The following is a 16,757-nucleotide window of genomic DNA, read 5'->3' as shown; positions in this document are numbered from 1 at the left end:
GCTGCGCCGCTCGTGTGCCGTGGCGCCGCCCCGCGGCTCGCCGGCGGCGAGGCCGGTCACTTCTCGGCCGCGGCGGCGAGGAGCCTGTTCGCCGCCTCCTGGGCCTTCTGCACGGCGGTCCGGGGGTCCTGCTCGCCCTTGATGGCCTTCTGCATCTCGCGTACGACGGCGTCGCCGACCTGGTTGGTCCACTGGACGGGGGTGTTGGCGTCGAGCGCGGCGGTCTTCAGCTGGTCGGCGCCGACCGCGCGGGCGAGGGTCTCCGCGTCCTTGCCGTCACCCCTGTCGGAGAAGAACGGGTCGGCGAGGCCCTGCGCGTTGGACGGGTAGATGGTGGCCTTGCGGGAGAACTCCACCTGATTGGGTCCGTTGGTCACCCACTTGGCGAACTCGGCCGCCGCGTCGAGGTGTTCGGTGTCCTTCCTGATGCCGAGCGACTGGGCGTAGATGCCGATGTGGCCGAGCTTTCCGGTGACGGCCCCGGCCACCTGGGTCTTGGCGTAGATCTGCGGGGCGTTCTGCTTGATGTCCTTGACGAAGCCCGGGGAGCCCGGGCCGAAGACGATCTTGCCGCCGCCGTAGAGCTGGTTGATGTCGTCCGACTTGAGCAGGGACTCCTTGGGCATGGCGCCCTTGGCGTACAGGTCCTTCATCCGCTCCACCCATTCCACGGCCTTGTCCGTGTCGAAGGTGAACCGGTCCTGCTTCTCGCTGAGGATCGGGATGCCCATCTTCTGCCAGTCCCCGGGAAGTCGGCCCTTGGGGTCGGCCATGAAGGCGGAGTACCGGCCGCCGGACGCGGCGGCGATCCGCTCGGCGCAGTCGAAGAACTCCTCGACTCCCGTGGGCGGCCGGTCCGGATCCAGGCCGGCCTTCTCGAAGAGCTCTCTGTTGTACGTGAGGATCTCCGGGGTCACGTACCAGGGGTAGGCGTACACGCTGTCGCCGCGGCCGGGCAGCTTGAACTGCTCCCAGGCGCCCGGCACGTACTCCTTGGCCAGCGCTCCGTCGAGCTGGGCCACGTCGGCGAGCATGCCCCGGTCGCCGAGGAGCTGGAAGGAGTCGGTGGAGAGGTTGACCACGTCGGGGAGGGCTCCGGCCTGGGCGTCCGCCACGAGCTTCTCGTTGTAGCCGTCGCCGGGGACGTCCTCCCAGATGACCTCGGCCTCCGGGTACTGCTTCTCGAAGGCGTCGATGACGCCCTGGACGTAGGCCGTGAAGGTGGGTTTCAACTGGAGGGTCCGGAAGGTGATCCGACCGGCCACCCGGCCCGTCCTCTCGGCCTCCTTCGCGTCACCGGCGCCACCGCTCAGACCGCATCCGGAGGTCGAGAGGAGGGCGCCGGCCGCCAGCAGGGCCACAGCAATACGGGTCGGGTTCGAACGCGTCATCGTCGCCGCCTTTGCAGAAGTCCGGCCTCATTGCCGGAGGCGGTGCCCACGGTCGTCCGAAAGCAACACCTCGTCAATGAGGCGGGTGGAGGGCTGGCCGGTGGCGCGTCGGTACCGAATGGCGCAACAGGGCCGGACACGCCGTGGAAGCCTTGATCAATTCCATGTCCACCTGCACTAATGCGCTTTAGTGCAAAGCCAGTCGGAGATGGTATCGATTCGATAACGAAGGGATCCGTCCGTCGAACTTTGACTTCTTATCGACGGTTCATGCGGGCCACTACTAATGCGCTTTAGCCGGAACCGGCTCGTACAACCGCGGCCTCATGGCTACTTGGGCTTGCTGCGGTAGATGCGGCGGCCGGCCAGGTGCGCGGTGATCGTCTCGCCCCGCCACAGCTTCCGGTCGCCGTTCATCTCGTCCGGCGCGGGCCACCGGCCGCGGCTGATGTCCGACCGGATGCTGTCGGGCTGCAGACCGGACGCCTCGGCGATCTCCACGACGGTGTACCGGCGGGACGGTTCGAGCGGGGTGGCTTCGCGGGTGTGGTGCTCGCCGAAGAACCGGGCGATGGCCGCGGAGTCGAACTCAATCGTCCTGCCCCGCCTGCCGATGGCGGGCGGCCACCCCGGGTGCCGTCCCCACCGGGGATTCTCCGACAGGTAGCGGGCGCTCATGCCGTAGTGCTCGGCTATCTCGGTGTACGTGACGCCCGTGCGGCCCTCGGGAGGGACGGGTCCGCCGGCGCCGCCCTTCGCCGCGGCAGGGGTGGTGCCGGCCGGCCGGGACCGGCCCTCGGGGGCATCGGCGACCGTGAGGACGACCGTACGGCCGTCGGGATCGGTCAGCGTGTGCCGGCCCGACGGCAGGAACCCGGCGCCGTTCGGCGGTGCCGTGAGGCCGAGGCGCAGGTAACCGGTCTCCGGGCGGCCGGTGGCCGGGTAGAGCTCCAGGACACCGCCGTCGGCGAGCGCCGCCGCGTAGTGCTCCGGGCCGTTGCCGTGCCGCTCGGTGGCGAGGTCGAGACCGATCCCGCGGTAGAAGTCCCGGCAGGCGTCGAGGCGGGTCGTGTAGATCACGGCGAGTTCGAGGATCATGCTGGAGCTCCCGGTGTGTGCTGGCTGGCTGTGGTCGGACGGTCGGCTGCCGGCCCGGCTACTCGCAACAACGTCTCGGTTCAAGGGGCTTGACCCTTGCCATGGCGAGCTGCACACCGAACCCCCGGTCCTAGGTGCCCACTTCGCCCTTCTCCCGCGCGACGTGACACGCAGCGACGGGAAAGGTCATCTTGAATTCCTACCATGACTGCGTACGCTGACCCATGACCGACAGCAGCCCTGCCGCGCCCCCGCCCCCGGCACCGGCACCGGCACCGGATGACCTGCGCGGCGCGCACGCCCGCGACCACGCCGGCGCCGACGCCGACGAGCACGAGCACGTGAGTCGGCCTCAGCGTGCGGCCAGGGGCGCGCAGCGCATGCCGGTGTAGCAGCACGGGGTGCCGTCCACGAGGGTGCCGAAGACCACGGGCATCCAGTCCCCGCTGAAGGAGGAGCCGGCGCCGGAGGCCGCGAAGACCGTGTCGCTGAGCGGGACGAGGTCCATGGAGAGCGGCGGCGAGAAGTCCTGCATCCCGTCGATGAACTCGTACAGCAGGTGGGGGGCGCCGTCGGGCCGCACGCTGACGGTGATGACCACTCCTTCGCGGCGGTAGGTACCGACCAGCGGGGCCATGTCGACGAGCGGGGGCCGCGCGGGCGGTGCGAAGGCGGGCGGCATGTGGACCCCGCCGAGGTCGAGGAGGAGTTCGCGGAACAGGTCGGCGTAGAACGGCCGGGCGGCGCCCCCGTTCGTGAGCAGGACGACGACGAGATCGGCGCCGGGGACCACGCGCAGGAAGGCGTACTGGCCGATCGAGGCTCCGTCGTGGCCGTATCCCGGGATGCCGTTCCAGTCGTAGAGCGACCAGCCCAGCCCCCAGCCGTCCGCGCTCACCGTCCACTTGTCGGGGACGTCGACCGCCCAGCGCTGCATCTCCGCGACGGCCCGGGGTCCCAGGATCTGCGTGCCGTCCGGGGCGGATCCGCCGTCGAGGTGCAGCTTGGCCAGCCGGAGCACGTCGGCCGCGGTGGCCAGGACCCGCCCGTACGGGCCCGCCGAGCGGGGCATCATGTCCCAGGCCGGCGCCGGTTCCGGGTCGGGTCCGTCGCCGGGCAGGTGTCCCATCGCCGTACGGAAGGCCAGCGCCTCCTCGGGCAGGGTCATGGTGCGGGTCAGGCTCAGGGGAGCGAGGAGCCGCTCCTTGAGGGCCTGGTCCCAGGTCCGTCCGGTGAGGACCTCGACGATACGGCCCAGGACGTTGTAGCCGACGCTGCTGTAGGAGACCGCGGCACCGGGCGGACAGTCCAGCGCCACGTTGCGGGCGGCCGCCACGTATGCGGCAAGACAGTCGTCTCCCCGACCGCTGTCGTAGGTGAAATCGCAGGTCATGCCGCTCGTATGGCTCAGGAGTCGGCGGGGGGTGATCGCCTTGGTGGCATCGGGGTCGGCCACGGAGAACTCGGGCAGCACGTCGTTCACGGGGGCGTCGAGGTCCAGTTCGCCCGCGGCTGCGAGCTGCATGACCAGGGTGGCGGTGTAGAGCTTTGCGATCGACCCGAGCTGGAACACCGAGTCGGTGGTCGCCTCCACTCCGGTGCCACGGTGCAGGAGGCCGCTCGCCAACTCGTGGATCCTCCCCTCGGTGAACACCGCGAGGGTGGCTCCCGGCACGCGGTGGGTGGCGCGCAGTGCGTCGAGGCGGCTCTGCCAGTGGGCGGGGGAGAAGGTCACATCGGGTCCTTCGGCTCGGTGGGCGCGTACGGATCGCCGTGAGTTTCTTGATCCACTTGCCGCGATCAACGCCAACGTAGGCCGGTCCCGGCGGCGTTGATAAGGACCCGCACACGCCAACGAGGGGACTCCCGGCGCCACCGCCACCCTCGGTCCGGCCGTGGTCCCACCCCCGCCCGGCCCCGCCCGTGCACCCGGGCGGCTGGTAGCGTCGAGCGTCCTATGCGGTCTCCTGCCACCGACGGCACCGTCTCCGTCCACCTCGCGCGGTTCGCCGTCGACGCCTTGCGCCGATCGGGTGTGAACCCCGGGAGGGTGGCCCGGCTTCCGGACCTGGGGCCCGAGGTACTGGGCAACGATCTGGCCCGGGTCTCGACCGCGTCGGCGCCGGCCGTGTGGGAGCAACTGACCCTGGCGGGACCGGGTACGGCCATCGGGGCCTGATCACCGATGAGGCGCCGATCGGCACGTTCGGCCTGTGGGACTACCTGATCACCACCGGCCCGAGCCTGCGCGAAACCCTGAGGCAGGCGGTGAAGTACAAAGCCGTCATCGGTGACGCCGCCCAGGAGAGGTTCCTCGTGGAGGAGGACGGACGCACCTTCAGCATCCGTCATGCGACGGGCAGTTGGGGGCCCGATGTGGTGGAGGCGATCGACTTCTTCGTCCTGGGCCTGTTCCTCACCCGGTCCCGGGCCGCCACCGGGCGCCCCGTGGTCCCGCTGCGCGTGTCCGTGACGCACGGTGCGTCGGGGCGCCGCCGCCGGCTGACCGAGTTCTTCGGAACCACCCGCATCGACTTCGACGCGCCGTACAACTCGATCACGTTCCACGACAACGACGTGCGCGCGCCGCTGCCCCGCGCGCAGCCGGGCCTGGACCGCCTCCTGGTCCGGCACGCGGAGCTGACGCTCGCCTCCGCACAGCCGGCCCTGCTCTGGCAGGACCGCTTCCGGATGGCCCTGGAATCCGCCTTCCGGGAGGACACCGTCAGCCTGGAGCATGTGGCGCAGCGGCTGGCGGTGAGCCCGCGCACCCTCCAGCGACGGTTGGGAGAGCACGGTACGACCTGGCGCGAGGAGGTCGAAGCCGTGCGCCAGGAGCACACCCTGGAGCTGCTGCGCGCCACCGACCTGCCCCTGCGCTCGGTCGCGGCCCGGGTCGGTTTCAGCGACGTGCGCGCGCTGCGCCGGGCGGTGCACCGCTGGGAGGGGCGGCCGCCCCGCGACATCCGCAACGCAGCGGGCGCCGGCGAACACCCTTCTACTGCATGGGGTACTGGGTCTTCTCCGCGAGCCTGCCGTCCTTGAAGCAGAAGCGGAGCACGGTCTCCTTGCCGTTCTTGGCCTCGCCGCTGGAGATGTACCAGGCGCAGGTGCTGCCCTCGGGCTCTGCCGGTCCGCCCTCCTTGAGGGCGCTCTTGACGAAGCTCTCGCCCGAGGGGAGCCGGTCGCGGACCTCGCTCTCCGCGTCGCCGGTCTTCACGGCTTCGTAGACCGCGGGGTCGATCAGGGTCTTGTCGGCCATGTCGAGGAACTTGCCCGCACCGAGGACCAGGGCCACGACCAGGCCCACGCCCAGCACCAGCGCCACCCCGCACCCGATCAGACAACCCTTGCGCTGTGCCACGCCCGTTCCTCCAAGTCGTTCGCGTCCGGCGTCGGTCGCCCGGACACTCACACCCTCGCAAGGGGCGGCAACCGCTGGCTGTCCTCGAAAGTCGTCGACGGTCGCAACGATCGTCGTTCGAGGTCGGACCCCCTGCTCCGTGTATACAAGGAGGAGATCGACTATTCGGGCGAAGCGAGAGGAACCCACCGTGAGTGAGCGCACGATCGAGCCGCTGATCGTCGTCGGCGTGGACGGGTCGAACCATTCGAAGGAGGCCCTGCGCTGGGCGGTCGCGCAGGCCGCGATGACGGGCGGCCGGGTGCACGCCGTGATGGCCTGGGAGTGGAACCGCAATCCGTTCGCCATCGGCCCGACCGCCGCCGAGAGCGCCGACGCGGTGGCGGTGACGGCCGAGGAGGCCGCCCGCCGGAAGCTGGCGGACACGGTCGCCGCGGCCGTCGGCACCTCGCCGGGTGTGCCGGTGTTCCGGCGCGTCGAGCAGGGGTCCCCGGCGCAGGTTCTGGTCGACGCCTCCAAGGAGGCGGACCTGACGGTGGTCGGCACCCGCGGGTACGGCGGTTTCAAGGGTGCGCTGCTCGGGTCGGTGAGCCAGCAGGTCGTGCAGTACTCCGCCGGCACGGTCGTCATCGTCCGCGAGGCCCAGGACGAGGACGACTGACGGCCGGACCGGCCCGGCCCGCCTCAGGCCCCGGCGGCCCCCGAAGTGTCCGAAGTGCCCGAAGTCACCAGGTCCCGGGGGTCCGTGTTGGCCCCGCAGAGGATGACGGCGACCCTGTCGCCCAGCGGCTGCGGCGCACCGTGCAGCGCCGCCAGAGCGGTGGCCGCGGCCGCCTCGACCACGATCCGGTGATCCTCCCAGAGCGCCTGGCGGGCAGCGGTGATCTCCGCGTCCGGGACGAGGACGGACGTCACGTTCTTCTCCTGCGCGGCGGCCAGCGCGTCCGCCGAGACCCGGGTGGCGCCCAGCGAGTCGGCGGCGACCGAGTCCACCGGCACGTCCACGACCCGGCCCGCCGCCAGGGCGGCGTTCAGGGCCCGGCAGTTCTCCGGCTCGACCGCGACCACCCGTACGCCGTGCTCGCGCGCGGCGGTGGCGACGCCGGCGAACAGTCCGCCGCCGCCGACCGCGACGACCACCGTGTCCAGGCCGGGCAGGGCGGCCCGGATCTCGTCGAGGAGGGTTCCCGCCCCCGCCGCGATGAGCGGGTGGTCGTAGGCATGGCTGCTCAGGGCTCCGCTCTCGGCGGCGAACTCCTCGCAGGCGGCCAGTGCCTCGGCGTACCGGTCACCGACGAGCCGCACCTCGGCGCCGTACCCGCGCAGCCGCTCCACCTTCACGCGCGGGGCGTTGGCGGGCAGGAAGACGGTCGCGGGCACGGACAGCGCGCGGGCCGCCCAGGCGCAGGCGAGGCCGGCGTTGCCGCCGGAGGCGATGGTGACACCGGCGGCCGGGAGGGCGCCGGCCTCGTGGTGGGCGGCGAGGAAGTTTCGGGCTCCGCGCGCCTTGAAGGTGCCGGTGTACTGGAGGTGTTCCAGCGCGTACCAGACGCCTTCGGCCGCGGGTGCCACCGTGACGGGCCGCACCCCTCCCTCGATCCGGGCGGCCGCGGCGCGTACGGCCGCGTAGTCGAGCCGGTGGGACGGTGCTGCGTGCATGGGCTGTCTCCCCATCAGGTGGTGGGCCGGGCGGGCGGGTCGGTACGAGCGGGCCGGGTGGGCCGGGCGGCCTCGATCAGCTGGCGCAGGGCGACGTAGTACACCTCGTGGTCCGTCAGGGCGGGCAGTACCTCGGGCAGTCCGCCGGAGAGCACCGGGAACTCCTCGGGATCCAGTGCGGCCAGGGCCGCCCGCGAGGCGGCGGTGGCCCCGGCCGGATCCCGGTGGTCCACGAAGGCCGCACTGCCGAGGGTGAGCAGGTACATGCGCCGGTAGACGGTCATCGCCTCGGCGGCGGTCATCCCCGCGGCCACGCTGTCGGCGAGGGCGGGCTCGACGAGCCGGGCCAGCAGCTGCCGCCCGAGCCAGGGCCGGCCGCCGCGCAGCACCAGCAGTCCGGGGTGGGCGGTGAGCAGCCGGTACAGGGCACGGAACCGCTGTTCGGTGGCCTGCGCCCAGTCGGCGGCGGCGGGGATCTCCGGGAGCTGCGCCGCGAGGTGCTCGGTGCACAGGTCGAGCAGTCCGGCGAGGTCGGTGCAGCGGCGCTGGACGGTCGCGTGGGAGACGTCGAGCCGCTCGGCGAGGCTGCGGAAGCTGAGGTGGGCGGGACCCTGCTCGTCGAGGATCCGCAGGGCGGCGACGGCGATGACCTCGGGGGTCGCACGGTCCAGGGCAGCTGATCTTCGCGGCATAGATACACCGTAACATACGACGTATCTGCACTTTCGTGTGACAGTAATTGCAGCCATATTGCTGGTCATCGGCCGACAATCAGCGACTTCTGTTGACACTGGGTAATCGCCTCGCTGCACTTGGCGCACGACTGTCCCCACGTCAAGGAGACCCCGTGCCGCCTCGCCTGCGCGCAACGCTCCCCTGCCTGACCGCGGCCGCCCTGTTCGCCCTCGCGCTCTCCCCCGCCCCCGTGGCGGCCGAGCCCCGGGCGACCTCGGACACCCCGCTGGCGCTCACCCCTCCCATGGGCTGGAACAACTGGGCGCACTACATGTGCGACATCGACGAGGCGAAGGTGGTCGCCAACGCCGATGCGCTCGTGTCCACCGGGCTTGCCGCCAAGGGCTACGACACGGTGACCGTCGACGACTGCTGGATGACCAGGAGCCGCGACGCGCAGGGCGCTCTGGTCGTCGACACGGCGAAGTTCCCGCACGGCATGGCCTGGCTCGGCGAGTACCTGCACGCCAAGGGCCTCAAGTTCGGCATCTACCAGGACGCCGGCTCCCTCACCTGCGAGAAGTACCCGGGAAGCGGCGCCCCCCAGGGCGGCGGCGAGAACCACTACGCCCAGGACGCACGGCAGTTCGCCTCCTGGGAGGTGGACTACGTCAAGATGGACGGCTGCAACCTGTGGATCCCGGAGGGCATGACCAAGGAGCAGGCCTACCGCGACGCCTACAACGCCGTGGCGAAGGCCCTGCGGGAGAGCGGCCGGGACATGGTCCTGTCGGCCTCCGCTCCCGCCTACTTCCAGCAGGGTGAATGGGGCGGCTCCGACTGGCACAGGGTGCTCGGCTGGGTCGGCGAGACCGGCCAGTTGTGGCGGGAGGGCAAGGACATCAAGGTCTACAACCCGGCCGCTCCCGCGACCTCGCGGTGGAGCGCGGTCCTGGGCAACTACGGCTACAACCGCTGGCTCGGCCGGTACGCGGGGCCCGGCAACTGGAACGACCCCGACTTCCTGATCGCGGGCGCGCCCGGGCTCACCGCCGCCGAGAGCCGCAGCCAGGTCGCCCTGTGGGCCATGATGGCCTCCCCGTTCATCCTGTCCTCCGACGTCTCGAAGCTGACCCCCGCGGGCCTCACCGCGCTCGGCAACACCCGGATGATCCGGCTGGACCAGGACCCGATGGGCCGTCAGGGCGCCGTGGTCTCCTCCAACGCCACCTTCGAGATCCTGGTGCGGCCGCTGGCGAACGGCGACCGTGCGGTGGCCGTGCTCAACCGCTCCGCCACCGCCCGGGACATCAACGTGCCGCTCGATGAGATCGGCCTGACCGACTGCACCGTCGGCGCCGACGCCGAGGACTTGTGGAGCGGAACGCGCCGCGAGGTCTCCGGAGCACTGACCGGGAAGGTGGCCGGGCACGACACCGGCGTCTGGCGGCTCACCCCGCACGGCTGCGCCGAGGCCGTGCCGACCGGGCAGATCGTCGGAGACGGCGCCCGGTGCGCCGACGGCGCCAACACCACCGGCGTCGGCGCCGTGGTGATGGCCGCCTGCACCGGTGCCCCGGACCAGCGCTGGACCGTGGGCAAGGACGCACGCCTGCGGCTGGCCGGCGAGTGTCTGTCGGTCGGCGAGGACCGCGTCGTGGAGCTGGCCGACTGCTCGAACCGTCCGCAGGAGCAGCCCGGCCAGAGCTGGTCGCACCGCCGTGACGGGGCCCTCGTGGAGGAGGTCAGCGGAATGTGCCTGACGGCTCCCGCGGCCGCCGCCCCGGCCGAGCGCCTGCGGCTGACCGACTGCGGCGACCACCGGGTCGACCAGACCTGGGCCCTGCCGGTCTGACGGCCGGGTCCCGACGGATGAGGAACCCGATGCCACGCAGCGGGCGCAGGCCGATCACGCCGCGCCCGCTGGCCCTCGCCGCCCTCCCCGCGGCGCTGCTGGCGCTGATCTGCGCGGGGCCCGCGCCCGGGGCCACCGCCCCGGGCGCCGGGTCTCCCCCACGTACCGACGTCACGACGGACACGCGCCCCGCCGTACGGGCCCTCGCGCCCGGGGGGCCCGGGAGCCCCGGCCGGGCCCGTACCTTCGACGTCGCGCCCGCCCGGGCCGCCCTGGAGCGGCTCCTCCCGCGCCACTGGCGGCAGTTCACCCTGGTGCCCGACACCGGCGCCGGCGCCGACACCTTCGCCGTGTCCGGGACCGCCGGCGCGATCACCGTGCGCGGCAGCACCGGCGCCACCCTGCTCACCGGGGTCGGCTGGTACCTCCAGCACGTCGCCGGCGTCGACATCGGCTGGCCCGGGGACAGCCTCGGCATGCTGCCCGCCCGGCTGCCCGCGGTCCCCGCGCCGGTCACCCGCAGCGCGCAAGTGCCCCACCGGTACGCGCTGAACGACACCGACGACGGGTACTCCGGCCCGTACCGCACCTTCGAGGAGCACCAGCGGCAGATCGACCTCCTCGCCCTGCACGGCATCAACGAGGTGTTCGTTCAGGTGGGCGCCGAGTACCCGTACTACCGGGCGCTCCAGGGGTTCGGCTACTCCGCCGAGGAGCTGCGGCAGTGGATCCCCGGCCCCGGCCACCAGAGCTGGTGGCTGCTGCAGAACCTGAGCGGTTTCGGCGGCCCGGTCACCGAACGCCTGATGCGCGAGCGCGCCGAGCTGGGCGGGCGGATCGCCGAACAGCTGAGCGGGCTCGGCATGACCGCGGTGCTGCCCGGCTACTTCGGTACCGTGCCGCCCGGTTTCGCCGCGCGCAACCCGGGGGCGGCCACGGTGGCGCAGGGCGACTGGGCGGGATTCGACCGCCCGGACTGGCTGGACCCCGCCTCGCCCGTCTTCGCGAAGCTGGCCGCCGCGTACTACGCCGAGCAGCGCGCGGTGTTCGGGGACAGCACGATGTACCGGATGAGCCCGCTGCACGAGGGCGGGAAGACCGGCTCCGTCGACGTCGGCGCGGCCGCGGGTGCCATCCAGGGCGCGCTGCACGCGGCGCACCCCGGAGCGCTGTGGGCGGTGCTGGGCTGGCAGGACGACCCCACCGCCGAACTGCTGGCGGGGGTGGACACGTCCAGGCTGCTGATCCTGGACGGGCTCTCCGACCGGTACAACCGGCTGGACCGCGAGACCCGTTGGGGCGGAGCACCGTACGCGATGGGCACCATCTACAACTTCGGCGGGCACACCACGGTCGGCGCGAACAGCTCCGTGTGGATCGAGCGGTTCGGCCCCTGGCGGGACAAGGCGAACAGCGCGCTCGCCGGGATCGCCTACCTGCCGGAGGCCACGGGCACCAACCCGGCCGCCTTCGACCTCTTCACCGACCTGGCCTGGGAGCGCGGGCCGATCGACCAGCGCACCTGGTTCGCCGGCTTCGCGGCCCGCCGCTACGGCCGGCCCGACGCCGCGGCCGCCGCGGCCTGGGAGGAGCTCCGCAAGGGGCCGTACAGCACCTCCTCCGGCCTGTGGTCGGAGTCGCAGGACAGCCTGTTCACCGCCCGGCCGAGCCTGACCGCGGCCGGGGCGGCGTACTGGAGCCCGAAGTCCATGCGCTATCCGTCCGGTTCGGTACGCAGGGCCCTGGACCACCTGCTGAAGGTGGATCCGGCACTGCGCGGCTCCAGCGCCTACCGCTTCGACCTGGTGGACACCGCCCGGCAGGCCCTCGCCAACCATTCGAGGGTGCTGCTGCCGAAGATCAAGGCGGCCTACGAGGCCAAGGACCTGACCCGCTTCCGCGCCCTGACGGCCGAATGGCAGGACGGGATGCGGAAGTTGGACGCGGTCACCGGATCCGACCCGTCCTTCCTCCTCGGCAGCCGGCTCTCCGGGGCCCGCTCCTGGGGCGCCGACCGGGCCGAGCAGGACCGGTACGAGTACGACGCACGCTCGCTCCTGAGCGTGTGGGGCCGCCGCAGCACCAGCGAGGGCGGTTTCCTGCACGACTACGCGAACCGCGAATGGAGCGGCCTGATCTCGGAGTTGTACGCCCCCCGGTGGGCGCGGTACTTCGCTTCGCTGGACGAGGCGCTGGTGCGCGGGGCGGCGCCGCGGGATATCGACTGGCACGCCTTCGAGGCGGAGTGGGCGGAGCGCACCACCCGCCATCCGAACCGGCCGAGCGGTGACCCGTACCGGCTGGCTGCCGAGGTCGCGGCGGCCCTGCCGTCGGCAGCCGCCACCCGCTGATCCGCTCCGCGGGCCCGACCGGTGTCCGGTCGGGTCCGCGGCGGCGCGTCAAGGCCTCCGCCGCGTCCACGCCCGTGCGGCCCCGGCGGCCGCCAGACCGAGGACGGCGATCGAGGCGGCCGAGACCAGCAGGGTCTCCCGGGCTCCGAGCCCGGCCACCAGCGGGCCGCCCAGCGCGGTACCGAGCGGCACGGCGAGCACGCGGACCGCGGAGCTCGCGGCCAGGGTCTGCGGCAGCAGGTCCCGCGGGGCCGAACGCTGGAAGAGGGCGGTCGACAGCGCGGCGTACGGCGGCCAGAGCAGCCCGGCGGCGGCGAACCCGGCGACGGCGACGGCCGTCGGCGCTCCCAGCCCCACCGGCAGCATGAGGACACCGAAGGCGACGACGATGCCGGTCGTGGCCGCCCGCATCGGCAGCCGGCCCAGGTATCCGGTCAGGGCCGAGCCCAGGACGGCGCCGACACCGAAGGCGGTGTAGAAGGCGGCCAGCAGACCGGCGGGGGCGCCCAGCCCGTCCGACACGTACAGCGGCAGCGCCACGTACACGGGACCGAAGAGGCAGAAGAAGGCGAAGCTCAGGGCGAGCAGGCCCAGCAGGGCCGGGGTGCGCCGGATGACGGCGAAGCCTGCGGCGCGGGAACCGCTCTCCCCGGGTGCGGGCGCGTCGTCGTGCGGCACGCCGAAGAGGAAGGTGGCCGCCAGGACGAGGAAGGTCGCCGCGTCCACGGCGATCACGGTCGCGGCGCCGCCCCGCAGGATCAGGGCGCCGGCGAGCGGCGGGCCGAAGACGGTGGCCAGCGAGCCGATGCCGGACAGGACGGCGTTGCCGGCCAGGTGGTCGCGCTCCGGCAGCAGCCGGGCCAGCAGGGTGTAGACGCCGGCCTGGCCCCACGAGTGGAGGACGGAGGAGGTGGCGAGCAGCACCACGTAGAGCTCGATGCTCAGCATGCCGAAGGCGTGGCACACGGGGATCGCGCCGAGGGCGGTGGCGCGGAGCAGGGCGTCGCAGACGACCAGCCGGGCCGGGGAACGGTGTCGCAGGAGCCGTCCGAGGAGGACCGCGCCCACGGCGCCCGAGAGCGTGTAGGCAGCGGCCGCCAGTGCGACCCACATGCCGCGTTCCGCCGCCGGTGCGATCTCGATCGCCAGCCAGCTCACGGCGACGACGGCCATGCCGTCGCCGAGGGACGAGACGGTGAACCCCGGTAACAGACGACGCAGCGTCGAGTGGGTGATCACGGGGCGGTAGGGCGAGGTGCTGAAGGTCCGGGCGGGTTTCAGGGGCACGGTATCGGCGCTTTCGGGGAGTGACGGGGCAACATGCCGTCATCGTTGCCCCGTCCCCCACCGCAGCCTCGGTCCGTTCACTGCGGGCGTGGTCCTTTCACCCTGGGCGCAAGGCGCCGGCGCTGCCCGGCACGGTCGGGCACGGCGGCACTCCTGCGGCGCGGCACGGCGCCGCCGCGGGAGCGCCCGGGCGCGGCACACTTGCGGTGTGGAGGCAGACCCGAGCCGTTCCGCGCGGCCGCGGCGCGTGATGGGCGCCGTCAGCGGGATCCTCGCCGCCGTCGCCGGGCTGGCGTTCGCGCAGCTGGCCGCGGCGGCCGGCCGGCCCGAGGCCTCGCCCGTCACGGCCGTCGGCGGGGCCGTCGTCGACCTGACGCCCGTGGCCGTCCGGGAATGGGCCATCCGGCTGTTCGGCACCTCCGACAAGCTGGTGCTGGGCCTCGGCATCCTCGCCGCCCTGGCCGTGTTCGCCGTCGGCACCGGGCTGCTCGCCGTCCGCCACCTTCCGGCCGCGATCGCCGTCACGGGCGGTTTCGGGCTGGTGGGGGCGCTGGCCGCGCTCAGCCGGCCGGAGGCCTCCTGGCGGGACGCGTTGCCCTCGCTGGTGGGCGCGGCGGTCTCGGCCGGAGCGTTGTACCTGCTGGTCACGGCCGGGCAGCGGTCCCGCCCGGCCGGCACCTCGCAGGGCGGTCCCGCGGCGATGGACCGGCGCGGCTTCGGCCGGCTGGTGGTCGCCGTCCTGGCCGCGTCGGCCGGGGTCGGACTCGCGGCGCGGCGCCTCGGCGCGCACGGCTCGGCCGACGCCACCGCCTCCCGCGCCCGCTTCGTGCTCCCCCGCCCCACCGTGCCCGCGCCGCCGGTGCCGGCCGGGGCGGACCTGCGGGTGCCCGGACTCGGCCCCTTCCTCACCCCGAACCAGGACTTCTACCGGGTGGACACCGCGCTGGTCGTCCCGCGCGTGGACGCGGACACCTGGCGGCTGCGCATCCACGGGGAGGGGGTGACGCGGCCCCTGAGCCTCGATCTGCGGGAGCTGCTCGACCGGCCGGTGGTCGAGCACGACATCACCCTCACCTGTGTGTCCAACGAGGTCGGCGGCCCGTACGCGGGCAACGCCCGCTGGCTCGGCGTCCGCCTCGGGGACCTGCTCCGCGAGGCCGGGGTGCGGCCTCCGTCCCGGGGCGGTCCGGCCGACCAGCTGGTGGCGCGCTCGGTGGACGGCATGACCATCGGAACGCCGGTGGAGGCCGTGATGGACGGCCGGGCGGCGCTGCTGGCCGTCGGTATGAACGGCCGACCGCTCCCCTTCGCCCACGGCTTCCCCGTGCGGATGGTGGTACCGGGCCTGTACGGGTACGTCTCCGCCTGCAAGTGGCTCACCGAGCTGCGGCTGACCACCTTCGCCGCCTACGACGCCTACTGGGTGCGCCGGTCCTGGGCGCAGCAGGCCCAGGTCAAGACGCAGGCCCGCATCGACACCCCCCGTCCGTACGCCGACCTGTCACCGGGCCGGGTGGCGGTCGCCGGGGTGGCGTGGGCCCAGCACCGGGGGATCGAGCGGGTCGAGGTACGGGTGGACGGCGCCGCCTGGCAGGAGGCGCGGCTCGGGACCTCCGACGGCGTCGACACCTGGCGCCAGTGGGTGTGGCCCTGGGAGGCCACCCCCGGGCCGCACACCCTGGAGGTCCGCGCGACGGACGGCACGGGCGCCGTGCAGACGGGCGCCCGCACCGGAACCGTGCCGGACGGGGCGACGGGCTGGCACACGGTGAACGTACGGGTCCGGGCGCTAGGCGGTGGCCTGCCGGCCGGGGCGGACCGGCAGTGACCGGACGTTGTTGCTGATGAAGCTGCGCTGGTACGGGAGGTCGGCCTCCGGTACCGCGAGGTCGAGGTCGGGGAAGCGGGTGAAGAGCCGCTCCAGGGCGATCGTGGCCTCCAGCCGGGCGAGCGGGGCTCCGGTGCAGTAGTGGGCGCCGTGGCCCAGGGAGAGGCTGCGGGCGGCGGTGGGGCGGGTGATGTCGAAGCGGTCGGCGTCCGGACCGTGGAAGGCCTCGTCGCGGCCCGCCGCGCTGTAGCCGGCGAGTACCGGGGTGCCCTGCGGGATGAGGGTCCCGCCGACGGTCAGGTCGCGGGTGGGGTAGCGGAAGGGGAACCAGCTGACGGGGGTGTCCCAGCGCAGGGTCTCGTCCACCACGTCCGACCAGGTGGCCTTGGCGTCCAGGACCAGGGCGAGCTGGTCGCGGTGGGCGCACAGGGCCCGGACGGCGTTGACGACGAGGTTGAGGGTGGTCTCGTGGCCCGCGACGAGCATCAACCGCATGGTGCCGATGAGTTCGGCCTGGGTGAGCCGGTCCCCGTCGTCCTCTCGGGCGGCTATCAGGGCGCTGGTGAGGTCCTCGCCGGGGTGCTCGGCGCGGGCGGCCGCGATCGTGGCGGTCAGGGCCATGAGTTCCTGGAGGGCGGCCATCTTCTCGGCCGGGGTGATGTCGGTGGCGATGACCACCGTGTTGGTCAGGTCGTGCAGCCGGTCCCGGTGCTCGGGGTCCACGCCGAGGAGCTCGCAGATCACGTTCATCGGGAGCGGGAGGGCGAAGTGCGCGTACAGGTCGGCGACCGAGTCGGGGGATCCGGCGGCGGCCCGGCCGAGGTCGTCGAGGAGTTCGGCGGTGAGCTCCTCGATGCGCGGCCGCAGCCGCTCCACCTGGCGGATCGTGAAGGCCTTGCCGACCAGCGCGCGCAGCCGGCGGTGGTCCGCGCCGTCGGCGGTGTGCATGCCCAGGGCGTTGGCGAAGACGCGCAGCGGCCAGTCGGCCGGGATGGTGCCGTCGTGCAGGGCCGGGAAGTGGCGCGCGCCCTTGGCCACATCGGGGTGGGCGAGGAACTCCCGCAGCGCGTCGTGCCCCAGGACGACCGCCCCGGGAACCCCGCCCGGGAGCACGACCTCGGCCACCGGGCCGTGCTCGGCGCGCAGCCTGGCGTTGAGTGCGTGCGGACAGCCGCCGACGGGGTCGATCACGTGCGGCGTGCCCGAGCCCTGCGGGACGGGTGGGATGAGGGAGGACAAGCCGGTTCTC

The 16,757-nt window shown here is 73.1% G+C and carries 14 protein-coding genes; 6 read left to right on the top strand and 8 right to left on the bottom strand.

Features of this window, described 5'->3' with window-relative positions:
- Positions 1 to 56: 56 nt before the first annotated feature.
- The 3 genes from IE257_RS14110 to IE257_RS14100 all read right to left on the bottom strand — a co-directional run bounded on the left by IE257_RS14110 (position 57) and on the right by IE257_RS14100 (position 4,224).
- Positions 57 to 1,391, bottom strand: coding sequence for an ABC transporter substrate-binding protein (locus IE257_RS14110; RefSeq protein WP_189968453.1), 1,335 nt, complete (start codon positions 1,389 to 1,391; stop codon positions 57 to 59).
- Between the two features lie 330 nt (positions 1,392 to 1,721).
- Positions 1,722 to 2,489, bottom strand: a complete 768-nt coding sequence (locus tag IE257_RS39135) for a hypothetical protein (protein WP_308277845.1) — start codon at positions 2,487 to 2,489, stop codon at positions 1,722 to 1,724.
- Between the two features lie 352 nt (positions 2,490 to 2,841).
- On the bottom strand, positions 2,842 to 4,224 hold the full coding sequence (locus tag IE257_RS14100; protein ID WP_189968451.1) for a serine hydrolase domain-containing protein: 1,383 nt from the start codon (positions 4,222 to 4,224) through the stop codon (positions 2,842 to 2,844).
- Positions 4,225 to 4,446: 222 nt separating this feature from the next.
- Here IE257_RS14100 and IE257_RS14095 point away from each other — a divergent pair, with 222 nt between their 5' ends.
- Both IE257_RS14095 and IE257_RS14090 read left to right on the top strand, forming a co-directional pair.
- Positions 4,447 to 4,668: a hypothetical protein gene (locus IE257_RS14095; RefSeq protein ID WP_189968449.1), complete on the top strand. Its 222-nt coding sequence runs from the start codon at positions 4,447 to 4,449 to the stop codon at positions 4,666 to 4,668.
- Positions 4,620 to 5,534, top strand: coding sequence for a helix-turn-helix domain-containing protein (locus IE257_RS14090; protein ID WP_189968447.1), 915 nt, complete (start codon positions 4,620 to 4,622; stop codon positions 5,532 to 5,534). Before IE257_RS14095 ends, IE257_RS14090 begins: the two co-directional genes overlap by 49 nt.
- On the opposite strand, the gene IE257_RS14085 is transcribed toward IE257_RS14090, so the two are convergent.
- On the bottom strand, positions 5,488 to 5,853 hold the full coding sequence (locus IE257_RS14085) for a hypothetical protein (protein ID WP_189968445.1): 366 nt from the start codon (positions 5,851 to 5,853) through the stop codon (positions 5,488 to 5,490). The two genes, IE257_RS14090 and IE257_RS14085, sit on opposite strands and share 47 nt — an antisense overlap.
- A gap of 190 nt (positions 5,854 to 6,043) precedes the next feature.
- On the opposite strand from IE257_RS14085, the gene IE257_RS38205 reads away from it, so the two are divergent.
- Positions 6,044 to 6,514 (top strand): universal stress protein, encoded by a 471-nt coding sequence (locus IE257_RS38205; RefSeq protein ID WP_229920352.1) that lies wholly within the window; start codon positions 6,044 to 6,046, stop codon positions 6,512 to 6,514.
- 23 nt (positions 6,515 to 6,537) lie between these two features.
- Here the strand turns inward: IE257_RS38205 and IE257_RS14075 are convergent, their stop codons facing one another.
- Positions 6,538 to 7,512, bottom strand: coding sequence for a serine/threonine dehydratase (locus IE257_RS14075; protein WP_189968441.1), 975 nt, complete (start codon positions 7,510 to 7,512; stop codon positions 6,538 to 6,540).
- A gap of 14 nt (positions 7,513 to 7,526) precedes the next feature.
- On the bottom strand, positions 7,527 to 8,204 hold the full coding sequence (locus IE257_RS14070; protein WP_189968439.1) for a TetR/AcrR family transcriptional regulator: 678 nt from the start codon (positions 8,202 to 8,204) through the stop codon (positions 7,527 to 7,529).
- Positions 8,205 to 8,359: 155 nt separating this feature from the next.
- Between IE257_RS14070 and IE257_RS14065 the strand changes: the two genes are divergently transcribed.
- Complete coding sequence (locus IE257_RS14065; RefSeq protein WP_229920351.1) at positions 8,360 to 10,042, top strand: ricin-type beta-trefoil lectin domain protein; 1,683 nt, start codon at positions 8,360 to 8,362, stop codon at positions 10,040 to 10,042.
- 29 nt (positions 10,043 to 10,071) lie between these two features.
- Positions 10,072 to 12,393, top strand: coding sequence for an alpha-N-acetylglucosaminidase (locus IE257_RS14060; protein WP_189968437.1), 2,322 nt, complete (start codon positions 10,072 to 10,074; stop codon positions 12,391 to 12,393).
- Between the two features lie 48 nt (positions 12,394 to 12,441).
- Here the strand turns inward: IE257_RS14060 and IE257_RS14055 are convergent, their stop codons facing one another.
- Positions 12,442 to 13,680, bottom strand: a complete 1,239-nt coding sequence (locus IE257_RS14055; protein WP_189968435.1) for an MFS transporter — start codon at positions 13,678 to 13,680, stop codon at positions 12,442 to 12,444.
- Between the two features lie 250 nt (positions 13,681 to 13,930).
- On the opposite strand from IE257_RS14055, the gene IE257_RS14050 reads away from it, so the two are divergent.
- Positions 13,931 to 15,508, top strand: coding sequence for a molybdopterin-dependent oxidoreductase (locus IE257_RS14050; protein ID WP_189969173.1), 1,578 nt, complete (start codon positions 13,931 to 13,933; stop codon positions 15,506 to 15,508).
- Here IE257_RS14050 and IE257_RS14045 read toward each other — a convergent pair.
- Positions 15,470 to 16,747, bottom strand: coding sequence for a cytochrome P450 family protein (locus IE257_RS14045; RefSeq protein ID WP_229920350.1), 1,278 nt, complete (start codon positions 16,745 to 16,747; stop codon positions 15,470 to 15,472). The two genes, IE257_RS14050 and IE257_RS14045, sit on opposite strands and share 39 nt — an antisense overlap.
- Positions 16,748 to 16,757 lie beyond the last annotated feature (10 nt).

The sequence above is a fragment of the Streptomyces avidinii genome, from assembly GCF_014650695.1.
Lineage (GTDB): Bacteria > Actinomycetota > Actinomycetes > Streptomycetales > Streptomycetaceae > Streptomyces > Streptomyces avidinii.
This window is presented reverse-complemented; position numbering and strand designations above follow the sequence as displayed.

What these genes read in the sequence shown, in the direction of transcription:
- IE257_RS14070 (WP_189968439.1), bottom strand. Translation starts at nt 8,204, where the DNA reads ATGCCGCGAAGATCAGCTGCCCTGGACCGTGCGACCCCCGAGGTCATC.
- IE257_RS14095 (WP_189968449.1), top strand. Translation starts at nt 4,447, where the DNA reads ATGCGGTCTCCTGCCACCGACGGCACCGTCTCCGTCCACCTCGCGCGG.
- IE257_RS14075 (WP_189968441.1), bottom strand. Translation starts at nt 7,512, where the DNA reads ATGCACGCAGCACCGTCCCACCGGCTCGACTACGCGGCCGTACGCGCC.
- IE257_RS14060 (WP_189968437.1), top strand. Translation starts at nt 10,072, where the DNA reads ATGCCACGCAGCGGGCGCAGGCCGATCACGCCGCGCCCGCTGGCCCTC.
- IE257_RS14050 (WP_189969173.1), top strand. Translation starts at nt 13,931, where the DNA reads ATGGGCGCCGTCAGCGGGATCCTCGCCGCCGTCGCCGGGCTGGCGTTC.
- IE257_RS39135 (WP_308277845.1), bottom strand. Translation starts at nt 2,489, where the DNA reads ATGATCCTCGAACTCGCCGTGATCTACACGACCCGCCTCGACGCCTGC.
- IE257_RS14110 (WP_189968453.1), bottom strand. Translation starts at nt 1,391, where the DNA reads ATGACGCGTTCGAACCCGACCCGTATTGCTGTGGCCCTGCTGGCGGCC.